This window comes from Stenotrophomonas sp. GD04054, from assembly GCF_029836955.1.
Lineage (GTDB): Bacteria > Pseudomonadota > Gammaproteobacteria > Xanthomonadales > Xanthomonadaceae > Stenotrophomonas > Stenotrophomonas maltophilia_A.
The window spans coordinates 14,289-28,181 of sequence record NZ_JAOECR010000054.1 but is presented as its reverse complement, the minus strand read 5'-3'; the positions used below and the strand labels follow the sequence as shown (position 1 = coordinate 28,181).

The following is a 13,893-nucleotide window of genomic DNA, read 5'->3' as shown; positions in this document are numbered from 1 at the left end:
CGTGCCCGTTTACCTGACGGGCCTGAGACTCTCCAGCAACACAGTTGCTACATGGACGTACTTGCGGCGTCCCCGCAATCCGACACCCCCCCGCCACCCCACGGAACGCCAGCTTTTGCTGTTGATGTTGCCTTGGCTTGAAGGCATCTGCAGGTGCAGGGCGCAGCCCTGCCGAACAACCCTTACCTCAGCTGGCTGTCCTTGCTGCCGCGCCGGTTGTAGCCCGCATGCGCCTGCGCTTCGTCGTCATGCGCCTGCTGGCACGCCACGCACAGCCGTACCCCGGGCACGGCCTGGCGCCGCGCCAACGGGATCGGCGCGTCGCATTCCTCACAATGTTCCAGACCAGGACCCTCGCGCAGCTGGCGCCGCGCGCGGGCGATCGCATCGTCGACGGTGGCGTCGATCTGGTCCTGGACCGCGCCGTCTCCCGCCCAACCGGTGGCCATGGCCATCCTCCGCAGGTGTGTCGCCTGATATGGGGACGATACGCCGCGCAGTAAACGGTAGCGCCGAGCCATGACCGGCGGGCCTTCAGCAAGCTGAGCAGAAGGCAGACGGGCCGGAGCAGGCCATTTGCGGCTTAATCCCCTCCGTCCCCTTTTTGGCTCACCAGACCAGGTCGTCCGGCACCTGGAACTGCGCGTAGTAGGCGTCGTCCTCGGCATTGCCGGTGGAGATCTCGGCGGTCGAGCCCGGCTGGCCGTGGTCGACGATGATCGCCTCCGGGGCGCGTTCACGCACTTTTTCGGCAGCGGCACGCGGCAGCAGGGCGTAGCCCTCGCCGTGGGCAACGATGACCAGCACGCCCACCGACAGCGCCTTGCGCAGCTTGGGGTCGATCAGCAGGGTGCGGATCGCCGCGCCATCGCTGAAGCGGTACTCGTCGTCGCCCTTGTGAGGCACGGCATGGACCGTGATGATATGCCGGGCCTGGGCCTTCTGTTCAGCCTGCCTGGCCTGGGCATTGCGCTCGGCGGCCAGTGCGCGGTCGCGCTCGACCTTCTCGGCGCGGGCCCGTTCAGCCTCGCGCTGGACCTCGGCCGAGGTCGATTCGGCCTTGCCCTGCCGGGCCTTGGCCTGCGCGCTCGCGGCAGCGCTGGCCTGCGACTTCTTGGCCAGGCCGGCCTTGAGCAATTGTTCCTGCAGCGCGTTGGGCTTTGCCATGGTCGATGCGTACCGCGTGTAATCTTGGATGCCCCATTCTACCGACGCCCCGCCGCCCCTGCATGGCAGTCCTGAAGTACCTCACCGGCTATCCCGAACCCCTGGTCGCCCAGGTCAGTGAACTACTGGCGCAGGGCAAGCTCGGCCCCTGGCTGCAGCAGCGCTATCCCGATCCGCACGAGGTGCGCAGCGACCGCCAGCTGTACGACTACACGCAGGAGCTGAAGGACCGCTACCTGCGCAAGTCGGTGCCGCTCAACAAGGTCTGCTACGACAACACGCTGGAAGTGATCAAGCACGCGCTGGGCACCCATACCGCCATCTCCCGCGTGCACGGCGGCCGCCTCAAGGCCAGCCGCGAGATCCGCATCGCCACCGTGTTCCGCCAGGCACCAGCGGCGTTCCTGCGCATGATCGTGGTGCATGAACTGGCCCACCTGAAGGAAGCCGATCACAACAAGGCCTTCTACCAGCTGTGCCAGCACATGGAGCCGGAGTACCTGCAGCTGGAGTTCGATACCCGCCTGTACCTGACCGAGCTGGCCAACCGCGGCCAGCGCTGACCGGCCGCAGCGGCTACACTGCGCGCCCCCTGCCTGACCTTTCCGCCATGGAACCGATCCGTCTCGACAAACGCCTGTCCGCCCTGCTCGGCATCCCGCGCGGTGAAGCGCGGCGTTACATCGAAGGCGGCTGGGTCAGCGTCAATGGCGAGGTGGTCGAGCAGCCGCAGCGCCCGGTCGATGACAGCGCGGTGATCGTCGTGGCCGAGCAGGCCAGCGATGAAAAGGCCGAGCGGGTCAGCATGCTGCTGCACAAGCCGGCAGGCGTTGCCGCTGAAACCCTGTGTGCGCTGGTCAGCAGTGACAGCCGCAGCGAACTTGATGCCAGCGACATCCGTCCGCTTCAGCGTCACTTCCACGGCCTGCAGCTGGCCGCCTCGCTTCCGGCCAGCGACAGCGGCCTGGTGGTGGTCAGCCAGGACCCGGCCACGCTGGCCCATCTGCAGCGCAATCTGGGCCGCACCGAACAGGAATACCTGATCGAAGTGGCCGAAGGCGGTCCCGAGCGCGGCCCGTGGCTGATGGCGCGGCTGCAGCAGGAATCGGGCGGCGCCAAGGTCAGCTGGCAGAGCGAGCAGCGCCTGCGCTTCGCCGGCAAGGGCCTGACGGCCAAGGGCCTGCGCGTGGCGGTCACCGCTGCCGGCCTGCAGGTCGCGGCCGTGCGTCGGCTGCGGATTGGCCGCGTGGCACTGGGACCGCTGCCTGCGGGGCAGTGGCGTTACCTGGGCAGCGACGAGCGCTTCTGACCGCGAAGTCCCTGTCATCCACGCATGGCGTGGATCTACTGCAGCGGGTCTATTGGCTTTCATCCACGCACGGCGTGGATCTACCATCGGGGCATGAGCCTGCCCAAGCCCCTGTGGCGACGCCTGCTGCGCGTCGCTGCGATCATCCTCGCCGCGCTGTTGCTGCTGGTCCTGTCCGGGCTGCTGCTGGCCGACCACCTCACCCCGCAGGCACAGGGCGCACCTTCGCATGTGCTGCCACTGCAGCCGGCGCAGACCCGCATCGACCAGCAGATCGTGCCGCTGCAGGACGCACACCCCGGGCAGTCCGCCGTGGCGTTCCTCAGTGATGGCATGGATGCCTTCGCCGCGCGCGCGATGATCACCGCGCACGCAGGCCGCAGCCTGGACCTGCAGTACTACATCTGGCACGACGACCTGATCGGCCATCTGATGGCCAAGGCGCTGTACGACGCCGCCGAGCGCGGCGTGCGCGTGCGCATCCTGCTTGACGACATGAACGCCAAGGACAAGGACGCGTTGATGATGGCACTCGATGCGCATCCGAACATCGAGATCCGCCTGTACAACCCGTTTCGCAACCGCAGCGGCATCGCGCGCACGCTGGAACTGGTGCAACGCGCTTTCAGCGTGAACCACCGCATGCACAACAAGAGCTGGATCGCCGACGGCCGCATCGCGATCGTCGGTGGCCGCAACATCGGCGAGGAGTACTTCAGCGCGCGCGACGATGTGAACTTCCAGGACCTCGATCTGGTGGTGGCCGGCCCCGCCGTGCAGCAGGCCAACCAGATCTTCGACGACTACTGGAACAGCAGCACGGCGATCCCGATTTCCGCACTGGCCTCGTATACCGATGCACAGTTGCAGCAGCTGGTACGGCAGTCGGACCTGGATGCCATGCATGCCAAGGCACAGCCCTACCTGCAACGCGTGGCCGAGTCGCGCGCGCTGCAGCGGCCCAGCCCGGAACCGCTGCACTGGAGCGCGAACGTGCGCATCGCTTCCGATCCGCCGATGAAGCACCGCGATGACGATCGCCGCGGCTGGCTGGTCAGCCGTCTCAGCGACGAGTTGCGCAGCACGCGGCGCAGTGCGCTGTTGATCTCGCCCTACTTCGTGCCCGGCAACGATGGGGTCGAGGCGCTGTCGGCGCTGGCCGCACGCGGCGCGCAGGTGGGCGTGGTGACCAACTCACTGGCCGCCAACGATGTGGCAGCGGTACACGGCGGCTACATGGGCTACCGGGTGCCGCTGCTGAGGGCCGGCGTGCAGCTGTACGAACTGAAGGCACACGGCCAGCTGGATGCCAGCCTGTTCGGCAGCAGCGGCGCCAGCCTGCACACCAAGGCATTCGTGGTCGATGACCGCCGCGGTTTCGTCGGTTCGTTCAACCTCGACCCACGTTCGGCCTACCTCAATACCGAAATGGGCGTGCTGTTCGATGACCCGGTGCTCGGTGCACAGCTGCGCGACGAGTACCTGCGCCTGGCCGGCCCGGAGCACAGCTGGTGGCTGGCGCTGGGGCGCGATGATGACCTGCGCTGGCTGGAGCGGCAGCCACCGCCGCACTGGGTGGAGGCCGAACCCGGGGCCAGCCTGGGCAAGCGCTGGACCGCGCGGGTGATCAGCTGGCTGCCGGTGGAATCGCAGCTGTAGCGCTCAGGGCGCAGGACCCGCCTCTTCCTGTCCGGCGTCATCCCGTGTTTCCACGCTGCGCCCATGCAGGCGCCGCCAGATCCAGCGCAGCGCATGCGGCGGCGCCGAAGGCAACTGTTCAAGCAGGGCCAGCATGCGGCTCTGGCTGGCATGTCCGTGCCGGCACAGCAGGCTGGCCGCTGCGGCCGCGCTGGCCAGGCGCAGGCTGTCGGCCAGCGGGCCATCCGCCTCGGGCGCCAGCGCCTGGTGCACCGGCTCAGGCAGCTCCCAGGCCGCGGCCACGCGTTGCGCCAACGGCAGCGACCACTGCTGGAGCAGCTGCAGCGCCAGCGCCGGTTCCACCGTTTCATCTCGTGCCTGCGCTTCCTGCAGCAGCTGGCGCATCACCAGCGCGGCCCCCAGCCCCTGTACCAGGCCCAGCCACTGGGCGGCGAAGGCATCGCCGAAAGTGACCGTGCGCGCGTGGTCAGCGGCTGCGCGCGAGGCCAGCAGTGCGTGCTCCCAGATGATCGTGCTGAACTGCGGAAACACCTCGCACTGCACCTGCATCACCGGCTGCACCAGAACTGCGCTGATGATCTGTCGCACGCCTTCGGTACCGACCAGCGTCACCGCCCGCTGCAAGCTTTCCACCGGGCGCTCGTGCACCTTGTAGGCCGGGCTGTTGGCGATGCGCAGCAGGTTGCCGGTCAGCACCGGGTCCTGGCCGATGATCGCCGCCATCACCCGCGCCGACGCAGCATCGTCGTTGACCGTCTGGATCAGCTGAGGCAGCAGTTGCGGGCGGCGCGGCAGCTGACGGGCCGCCCAGTCCCGGTCCTGCAGCGCGCGCGCCACCGCCTCGCCCAACCCCGCGGCCTGCACCGCCGTGGATTCACCGGCCAGGCGCGGGTACAGGGCCAGTGCATGCAGGCCACGCTGCAGATGTGCAGCGATCTCGGCCGAGGGCAGAGCCTCGCCCTGCAGGCTGGCCGCAGCCGCCGCCACCGCCTGCCGCGACGCCGCCGCCAACCGGGACGGTGCCGTCCCGGTCGAGCGCGCCAGCCAGCCACGCAGTGATCGCCACCAGGCCGGCGTCATCGCCGCCCGCCCTGTCGTTGTGGTGCCCTTGCCGTCACTGACCGCCCTGCCTCTTCACGCGAATCCGGCCACCCGCCGTCGTCGCAGCATCGGCCGAACTTTCATCTTCTTTAACCGGAAGGCCACCGATGTCGACGGCACCGGCCGGGGGAATGGACTAGAATGGCGCCGCGCGACCCGTCCCCCTGCACCGACGACGTCGCTTTTTTTGTTTTGGGACCCTACCGTTCACTGGCCGTTCGCTGCAGTTCGCCGCTGATCGCGCCATCGGAGACGCCATGCTATTCGAAACCCTCGCCACCACCGGCCACGAACAGGTGGTGTTCTGCCACAACCACGACGCCGGCCTGAAGGCGATCATCGCCATCCACAACACCACCCTCGGCCCGGCCCTGGGCGGCGTGCGCATGCGCCCCTACGCCAGCACCGACGAGGCGCTGGCCGATGCGCTGCGGCTGAGCCGGACGATGACCTACAAGAATGCACTGGCCGGCCTCAACGTGGGTGGCGGCAAGGCGGTGATCATCGGCGACCCCAAAGTGGACAAGACCGAGGTGCTGTTCCGTGCCTTCGGCCGCTATGTCGATTCGCTGGGCGGGCGCTACATCACCGCCGAGGACGTCGGAACCGACGTCAACGACATGGAGAACATCTACCTGGAAAGCCAGTTCGTGACCGGCGTGCACCAGGTCCATGGTGGCTCCGGCGATCCCGCCCCGTTCACCGCCTACGGTGCGCTGCAGGCACTGATGGCGTCGATGCGCTTCAAGTTCGGCCATGAGGAAGTGGGCAAGACCAGCATCGCCGTGCAGGGCCTGGGCCACATCGGCATGGAACTGGTGAAGCTGCTGCGCGACCGCGGTGCCAAGCTGTACGTCACCGACCTGGACAGCGCGCTGGTTGATCGCGCGGTCAGCGATTTCGGCGCCGAAGCGGTCAAACCGGATGAGATCCACGAGGTGAACGCCGACGTGTTCGCACCGTGCGCGCTGGAAGGTGCGATCAACGCCGACACGCTGCCGCGGATCAAGGCGAAGATCATCTGCGGCACCGCCAACAACCAGCTGTCGAGCCTGGAAATCGGCGACGAGCTGCATGCGCGCGGCATCCTGTATGCGCCGGACTATGCAGTCAACGCCGGTGGCGTGATGAACGTGTCGCTGGAGATCGACGGTTACAACCGCGAACGCGCAATGCGCCTGATCCGCAGCATCTACCACAACCTCACCCGCATCTTCGAACTGTCGCAGCGCGAGAACATCGCGCCGCAGCGTGCCGCCGACCGCATCGCCGAAAGCCGCATCCTGTCGATCGGCAAGCTGAAGATGCCGCTGGGCCGCAGCACCCCGCGCCTGGGCAACCTGCGCGGCGGTTGAACCTGCCGATGTCGCGCCGGGCATGACCCGGCGCGAGCCGTCCTTCAGAAGCCGGTGCTGTAGCGCAAGGCGGCCTGCCGCGCACCTTCGCCACCAACACGCTGGTCGAAGCCCAGGCTCAGGCGGCCATTGCGGCCCCACCACGATTCCAGCGCCACACCGACCAGCGCACTGCCGCGCGGCGCGTTCCAGCCCGCCAACGGCGCCCAGGCGTCGACGCCGACGAAGCTGGCCTGCCAGTCCGCATCCGCACCATCAAGCCGTTGCTGCCATTCGGCATGCCCACGCAGCGTCCAACGCCCCCAGCCGCGCTCGCCGCGGATACCGGCCAGCATCTGGCTGCGCTGCACGCGGTTGGCATCGCCCCGCAGGCCGAAACCAAAGCCGCCGAGTTCATTGAAGGCGTCGGTCTCCACACGCGTGGTGCTGGCACCGACGTAGGGCGTCATCGATGCGCCCGCACGCCCCAGCCGGTACCCGCCCTCCACGCTGGCACTACTGAAACGGCCGCCGTACCGCGCGGAGACGCCATAGGCACCCGCACCGAGCAGCAGCTGACGATCCAGCGCGCGGGTGAACTGTCCGCTCCCCACCTGGGCCAGCGCGTAGCCACGTCCCAGATTCCAGCCGGCATACAACTGTGCCTGCGCCTGGCGATCACGCCCACGATCACCGCCGAAACTGCTGCCACCAGTGCTGCGGGTCTCGCCAAACGCCACGCCCATCAGGCCGTTGCTGCCCAGTGGCAGATCCTGGCCGGCCATCCAGCCCCGGCTGTCGGCAGCGTTGCCGGCGAAGCTGCCCTGCCCCGCCTCACCCAGCGCGCTCTGCCAGCTCCCGCGAAGGCGCGGTGCGGCCTGTACACGATCAAAGCGCTCGGCGATCGCACGCCGCGACATGTCGATACTGTCGAAGGTCGCTGCTTCGGCTCGCGCATGCGCTTGACCGGACAGGCTCTGCAGGCTGGCGGCCAGGCCCTGCGGGCCACCGCCGGTCCACTGCAGGGCACCGGCCGCTGCACCAAAGGCCGATCCCTGCAGGCCTGTGTTTTTGTCCAGCGCTGCGAATGCACCTTCCAGGCGCTGTGCTGCCGCCTGGGCGGACGCCCCCAGCCCGCTGGCCGCTGCAGTGACGCTGACCTGGGTCAGGTTCAACCACGCGTTGTTGCTGTCATAGCCATAGCTGCTCTGCAGCAGTGACAGGCCCTGCAGGCCGCTGGAGGTAGCCGGCGTACTGAAGGTGCCGCTGAGTCCGCCTGCCGCATGGATCAGGTCCTGCCGGCTGCCGTTCTGTGGCACGTAGCCGGAAACGAAGCCATGCACGCGCACGCCACCGTCGATGGCGGCATTGCCGGTGACCTGCAGCGCATTGGCGCCCAGTGCGATCATCAACTGTGCGCCGGCCTGCTGGGTGTAGTTGCCCTCGATGGTGCCGGTGGTGTTGCCGGTGGTGAGGAATACGCTGCTGCCGTTGACCACATTGCCGATCACGCGGGGCGTGCCGCCATTGAACTGCAGGCCGGTCGAATCCGGATCGGACTGGCCGAGGATGGTCACGTTGGAACGGATCACGCCACCGTTCTGCAGCGACAGGATGCCGCGTTCGATGCGGGTGGCACCGGTGTAGCTGTTGTTGCCGGCCAGCACCAGGGTGCCCCCGCCCTGCTTGACCAGCCCGCCGCTGCCGACGATATCGTTGCGCCACGCCGAGCCGGTCGAGGCCAGATCCACGTTGGCGACCACATCACCCCAGTCGAAACGACCCGGACCGTTGATCGCACGACCGATGTCGAGCAGGCCGTAGCCGAACACCGGATCCACGCCCGGCGCACCGATGTCCTTGGCGGTACCCAGCAGGGTCTGCCGCACCAGATCGTTGCTGAAGTACGGGAAGCGCTCCCAGACCAGCGCCGCCGCACCGGAAATCAAGGGCGCCGCGAATGACGTGCCGTAGTTCCAGTAGTAGCTGCCACCGTTGGCATCGGGGTAGACCGCGCTGCCGGGCGCCGCCAGGCAGTAGCGGGCCGCCTGGCCACAGGCATTGGCATAGCTGGCCAGCGTACCGGGCGCATACGGATCCACGGCGGTGGCCACCAGCCAGCCGCGCTCCAGGTCGGCAGCCGGCAGCGTGCCGGCCACGCCCTGCTGGCTGGGCAGTGCGGCCAGGCTGCTCGGCTCGCTGCGGCCATCATTGCCCGCGGCGAACACCACCAGCCCGCCATGGTTGATCACGAAGGGGCGATATTCGGCGGCCACCTGCGCGGTGGTCGGCAGGTCGGTCCAGTACAGGCCGCCCCACGAATTGTTCATCACCTTCACGTTGTAGCTGATCAGGTCCTGGTGGACCTGGGCCACGCCCAGCGGGCCGCTGAAAGAATTGCCCTTGCCGCTGCCGTCATCGACGGGCGGCTTGTCGGCAATGATCCGTGCCGACACGATCTGCGCCTTTGGCGCGATGCCACCCGGCCAGGAGCCCGTTGCCGCGCCGGCGGCGAGGCTGGCCACGGCGGTGCCGTGGCCGACCACATCATCGACACCCAGATTGTTCCTGGCCGGATCGATGTAGTTGAGGTTGGCCAGCACCCGGCCATTCAACGCCACCGCATTGCGCTGCACGCCGGAGTCGACGATGCCGATGCGCACGTTCTGGCCGGTCAGGCCGGCAGCCTGTGCGGCGCGCGCATTGGTGACTGACAGATGCGCGTCGAAGGCCGGCTCCTGCGGTTTGACCGGGGGCGGCGTCGTCGGTGGCGGGGTAGTCGGTGGCGGCGGTGGTGGCGGGGTATCGATGCGCACGTTGCCGCCCCCGCCACCTCCACCACAGGCCGTCAGCGCTACCGCCAGCGCGGTTCCCAGGACAGACCTCACCATCATCGTGCGTTCCATCGATTCCTTCCCATGAACGTTGTCCTGCCTTCATCCCGGCAGGCGTGCGGCCGCGCCCAGCGGCGGCCCTCCCCGACCCTCTATACTTGGGTCGACCCCCACGCAGTCTGCCGGGAAACCGGGGCACATCCAACGGCCCCCGGTCTCCTTTCCGAACATTGCTTACGCATCAACGAGATTGCCATGTCCAACATCGTCATCGCCGCCGCCAAGCGCACCGCCATCGGCTCCTTCCTCGGCCAGTTCAACGGCGTGCCGACCCCGACCCTCGGCGCGGCCGCCATCGCTGCCGCCCTGGAACAGTCGGGCATCCCGGCCAGCGACGTTTCCGAAGTCCTCATGGGCTGCGTGCTGCCGGCCAACCTCGGCCAGGCGCCCGCCCGCCAGGCGGCGATCGCTGCCGGCATCCCGCTGTCGACCGGTGCCACCACGCTGAACAAGGTGTGCGGCTCGGGCATGAAGACCATCATGCTCGGTCATGACCTGATCAAGGCCGGTTCGGCCAGCATCGTTGTCGCCGGCGGCATGGAATCGATGTCCAACGCGCCGCACATGCTGCCGAACTCGCGCACCGGCAACCGCTTCGGCAACTTCCAGGCGGTCGATCACATGGCCCACGATGGCCTGGTCAACGCTTATGACGGCAAGGCGATGGGTGAATTCGCCGAATGCGCCGTGGACAAATACCAGTTCAGCCGCGAAGAGCAGGACGCCTACGCCATCGAATCGGTCAAGCGCGCGCAGGCGGCGCAGGCCAACGGTGCGTTCGCCGATGAAATCGTCGCGGTGAAGGTCGCCACCCGCAAGGGCGAGATCGAGGTCGCCACCGACGAGCAGCCGGGCCGCTCGGACATCGCCAAGATCCCGACCCTGCGCCCGGCCTTCAAGAAGGACGGCAGCGTCACCGCCGCCAGTTCCTCCAGCATCTCCGACGGCGCTGCTGCAGTGGTCCTGCTGACCGAGGAAGATGCAGCCGCTCGCGGCATCACCCCGCTGGCCCGCATCGTCGGCCACGCGACCCATTCGCAGGAACCGGAGTGGTTCACCACCGCCCCGATCGGCGCGCTGCACAAACTGCTGGACAAGACCGGCTGGTCGCTGGACCAGGTCGATCTGTTCGAGATCAATGAAGCCTTCGCCGTGGTGGCGATGGCGCCGATGCGCGAACTGGGCATTCCGCACGACAAGCTCAACGTGAATGGTGGCGCCTGCGCGCTGGGCCATCCGATCGGTGCCTCCGGTGCACGCCTGGTGGTGACCTTGGTCAACGCCCTGCGCACGCGCGGTGGCAAGCGCGGCATTGCCACCCTGTGCATCGGCGGCGGCGAAGCAACCGCAATCGCCATCGAATTGATTTAAAAAGATTTAACGATGATTTCGCAAAAATGAATGCGGGATCGCTTGACACCCAATCTTGGCTTGTCATCATGTTGTCGGCGCGCAGCATGCGCGTTGCCTAATTCTAACGACGAGGATTCACACAATGAGCATCAACAAGCTGCTGGTCGCGATGTCCCTGGCTCTGGCCCTGGCCGCCTGCTCGAAGCAGGAAGCTGCCCAGGACGCCGCTGCTTCGGCCAACGAAGCCGCCACCGAAGCCCAGGCTGCTGCCGACCAGGCCGCCGCTGCTGGCGCCCAGACCGCCGACGCTGCCCAGCAGGCCGCTGACACCGCCGCCACCGCTGCTGACGCTTCGGTTGACGCTGCTGCCCAGGCTGGCGCTGCTGCCACCGACGCCGCTGCCGGCGCCGCTGCTGACGCTGCCAAGGCTGCTGAAGGCACCGCTGAGAAGGCCAAGGACGCTGCTGAAGAAGCCAAGAAGTAATAACTTCTTTCTTCACGCTGTTCTGGAAAAGCCGCTGGTTCGCCAGCGGCTTTTTCTTTTTTCGAATGCGCGCGACTGAGCCGCTGCATCGCGACCCCGTCTTCACAACGGCATGAATAGGCTGGCGTCCCCATCCATTGCAGTACCGGAGACCGCCATGAAGATTCGTCCGATCACCACCACCCTGCTGGCCGCCTCCCTGCTGCTGGCCCTGGCCGCCTGCAAGGGCCCGGAAGCCGAACAGGCCAAGCAGGACGCACAGCAGGCTGCCGACAGCGCAGGCGCTGCCGCCCGTGACGCCGTGGACAAGGCCGCCGAAGCCACCCGCGACGCCGCCGACAAGACCGCTGCCGCGTCCGAGCAGGCCGCCGCCGATACCCAGCAGGCGCTGGACAAGGCTGCAGACGCCACCGCCAACGCCGCCGACAAGGCCAAGGACGCCGCAACCGATGCCGCCGCACATGCCAGCGACGCCACTGCGAACGCCGCACAGAAGGTCGCCGACAAGGCTCGCGATGTCGCCAATGACGCCAAGGCCAACGCCGCCAAGGAAGAAGCCAAGCACTAACGGTTCGTTCGCCGGGCATGGCCCGGCGCTACCGACCAGCCGAGCATCGGCTCGGCTGCACAGGAAAAGCCGCGGCACTGCCGCGGCTTTTCTGCTTTTCGCTCTCTGCTCTTTCTGTTGATTCCGTGCTGGACGCGTACGGAAAGTGTCCACGGACGCGCGGGTAGGTTGCGCAGGGGCGTAAGCGCCATGGATGGCGCGCCCGAGCTTACATGGACGTACTTGCAGCGCCCCCTGCGCGATCTACCCGCGCGGCCCGCTCACGACGCAGACTCCGCGCCGCCCACCACGAGGGGCTCCGCCGTTGGCCGCCTCCTACGGCAGCGCGCGCGCCAGCATCGCCGTCAGCTCCACCCCCGCCGGCAGCGTCCCGAACGCCAGTCCGTGCTCCCCTTCCAGCCGGCTACGCACGAATGCCTCCGCCATCGGGCTGCGCGCACGCAACAGCAGCGCCGCCTGCAGCAGCAACGCAGTGCGCTCGCAGAACAGCCGCGCCTGCGCTTCCTCCGGTGACGGTGCCGCTGCCCAACGCTGCAATGCCGCTGCATAGCGCCCATCACGGTCAGCCACCGATGCCAGCTCACCGCGCAGCGCCGCCATCGCCTCCGGTTCACGCGCCAGCGCACGCAGCACATCCAGGCACTGGATGTTGCCGCTGCCCTCCCAGATCGAATTCAACGGTGCCTGCCGGTACAGGCGCGGCAGCATCGACTCCTCCACGTAGCCCGCACCGCCCAGACATTCCTGCGCTTCATTGACGAAGGCAGGCGCGCGCTTGCACAGCCAGTACTTGCCCAGCGCCGTCCCCAACCGCGCCATCGCGGCTTCATTGGCATCCACACCGGCGCGATCCACCGCGCGCGCGATCCGCATCGCCAACACCGTGGCCGCTTCCGACTCCAGCGCCAGATCAGCCAGCACGTTGGTCATCAGCGGGTGCTCGACCAGCAGCTTGCCGAAGGTACGTCGATGACGTGCGTGGTGCAGCGCCTGCGCCAGCGCCATGCGCATCTCCGCCGCTGCACCCAGCATGCAGTCCAGGCGGGTCATCATCACCATGCCGATGATGGTGGCCACGCCGCGCCCCTCTTCGCCCACGCGCCATGCCTGTGCGCCGCAGAACTCGACCTCACTGGAAGCGTTGGCCCAATCGCCGAGCTTGTCCTTCAGCCGCATCAACCGGAACGCATTGCGGTCACCATCGGCCAGCCGGCGCGGCATCAGCAGGCAGGTCAGGCCTCCCGGCGCCTGCGCCAGCACCAGGAAGCCATCGCACATCGGTGCGGAAAAGAACCACTTGTGGCCGACCAGACGGTAACGCTCGCCATCGATCGGTTCGGCGCGCGTACTGTTGGCACGGACATCCGAGCCGCCTTGCTTCTCGGTCATGCCCATGCCCAGGGTGATGCCGGCCTTGTCCGCCACCGGCACGTCGCGCGGGTCATAGACCGGCGCAGCGGCCTTGCGCGCCCACTCGGCCAGATGCGGCTGCGAATGCAGTACCGCCACCGCTGCATGGGTCATGGTCAACGGGCAGCTGGTGCCCGCCTCGGCCTGGTGATGCAGGTAGCTCAACACCGCACGTGCCACGTGTGCGCCGGGCTGCGGCTCATGCCAGGACAATCCAGCGACGCCGTGCGATTTTGCCGTGTCCATCAACTGGTGATAGGCCGGATGGAACTCCACGGTGTCGATGCGATGGCCCTGTGCATCATGCGTGCGCAGTCGCGGACGATCACGGTTGGCATCGAAGCCCAGCCGGTACAGTTCATCACCGGCGAGTGCACCATAGACACCCAGTCGCGGCGCGAAGCTGGCGGCGCCTTCGCGCTGTACGGCCTCCATCAGCGCCACGTCGTCGGTCCACAACTGTCGCCCTGCGAACGGCGGCGGCTGGTTCAACACCACATGGGTTTCATACGGTGCGTTGCTGCTGAAGCTGGGTCCACTCATCCGGTCCATCCTGGCGGCAAGAGGTCTGCGGCCCGATTGTGCCGCATCGCCTGCCAAGCCCGTGTTCAGGC

Annotated in this window: 12 protein-coding genes; 7 read left to right on the top strand and 5 right to left on the bottom strand. The window is 67.7% G+C overall.

Annotated elements, in window-relative coordinates; genetic code table 11:
• Window positions 1-182: 182 nt before the first annotated feature.
• Together N7573_RS18945 and N7573_RS18940 are read right to left on the bottom strand one after the other, a co-directional pair.
• Entirely contained in the window at window positions 183-449 is a 267-nt protein-coding gene (locus N7573_RS18945; protein WP_032129365.1) for a DksA/TraR family C4-type zinc finger protein, read from the bottom strand.
• Between the two features lie 160 nt (window positions 450-609).
• Window positions 610-1,167 carry a DUF2058 domain-containing protein gene (locus tag N7573_RS18940; protein ID WP_279913474.1) on the bottom strand — a complete coding sequence of 186 codons (558 nt, stop codon included), beginning with the start codon at window positions 1,165-1,167 and terminating at the stop codon, window positions 610-612.
• Between the two features lie 62 nt (window positions 1,168-1,229).
• Between N7573_RS18940 and N7573_RS18935 the strand changes: the two genes are divergently transcribed.
• The 3 genes from N7573_RS18935 to N7573_RS18925 all read left to right on the top strand — a co-directional run bounded on the left by N7573_RS18935 (window position 1,230) and on the right by N7573_RS18925 (window position 4,135).
• On the top strand, window positions 1,230-1,730 hold the full coding sequence (locus N7573_RS18935; RefSeq protein WP_005414217.1) for a M48 family metallopeptidase: 501 nt from the start codon (window positions 1,230-1,232) through the stop codon (window positions 1,728-1,730).
• Between the two features lie 47 nt (window positions 1,731-1,777).
• Window positions 1,778-2,476, top strand: coding sequence for an RNA pseudouridine synthase (locus tag N7573_RS18930; protein ID WP_032129355.1), 699 nt, complete (start codon window positions 1,778-1,780; stop codon window positions 2,474-2,476).
• A gap of 93 nt (window positions 2,477-2,569) precedes the next feature.
• Window positions 2,570-4,135, top strand: coding sequence for a phospholipase D family protein (locus tag N7573_RS18925; protein ID WP_279913475.1), 1,566 nt, complete (start codon window positions 2,570-2,572; stop codon window positions 4,133-4,135).
• Window positions 4,136-4,138: 3 nt separating this feature from the next.
• On the opposite strand, the gene N7573_RS18920 is transcribed toward N7573_RS18925, so the two are convergent.
• Window positions 4,139-5,215, bottom strand: coding sequence for an HDOD domain-containing protein (locus N7573_RS18920; protein ID WP_032129353.1), 1,077 nt, complete (start codon window positions 5,213-5,215; stop codon window positions 4,139-4,141).
• Window positions 5,216-5,493: 278 nt separating this feature from the next.
• Between N7573_RS18920 and N7573_RS18915 the strand changes: the two genes are divergently transcribed.
• Window positions 5,494-6,591, top strand: a complete 1,098-nt coding sequence (locus N7573_RS18915; RefSeq protein WP_010482852.1) for a Glu/Leu/Phe/Val dehydrogenase dimerization domain-containing protein — start codon at window positions 5,494-5,496, stop codon at window positions 6,589-6,591.
• 44 nt (window positions 6,592-6,635) lie between these two features.
• Here the strand turns inward: N7573_RS18915 and N7573_RS18910 are convergent, their stop codons facing one another.
• Window positions 6,636-9,476: an autotransporter serine protease gene (locus N7573_RS18910; RefSeq protein WP_279913476.1), complete on the bottom strand. Its 2,841-nt coding sequence runs from the start codon at window positions 9,474-9,476 to the stop codon at window positions 6,636-6,638.
• A gap of 183 nt (window positions 9,477-9,659) precedes the next feature.
• Here N7573_RS18910 and N7573_RS18905 point away from each other — a divergent pair, with 183 nt between their 5' ends.
• The 3 genes from N7573_RS18905 (at window position 9,660) to N7573_RS18895 (ending at window position 11,869) form a co-directional block, all read left to right on the top strand.
• On the top strand, window positions 9,660-10,835 hold the full coding sequence (locus N7573_RS18905; protein ID WP_279913478.1) for a thiolase family protein: 1,176 nt from the start codon (window positions 9,660-9,662) through the stop codon (window positions 10,833-10,835).
• A 124-nt stretch (window positions 10,836-10,959) separates the two neighbouring features.
• Window positions 10,960-11,301: a hypothetical protein gene (locus N7573_RS18900; RefSeq protein WP_004153024.1), complete on the top strand. Its 342-nt coding sequence runs from the start codon at window positions 10,960-10,962 to the stop codon at window positions 11,299-11,301.
• 157 nt (window positions 11,302-11,458) lie between these two features.
• Window positions 11,459-11,869, top strand: coding sequence for a hypothetical protein (locus N7573_RS18895; protein WP_014647982.1), 411 nt, complete (start codon window positions 11,459-11,461; stop codon window positions 11,867-11,869).
• Between the two features lie 315 nt (window positions 11,870-12,184).
• Here the strand turns inward: N7573_RS18895 and N7573_RS18890 are convergent, their stop codons facing one another.
• Window positions 12,185-13,822 (bottom strand): acyl-CoA dehydrogenase family protein, encoded by a 1,638-nt coding sequence (locus tag N7573_RS18890; protein WP_279913221.1) that lies wholly within the window; start codon window positions 13,820-13,822, stop codon window positions 12,185-12,187.
• Between the last annotated feature and the right edge of the window lie 71 nt (window positions 13,823-13,893).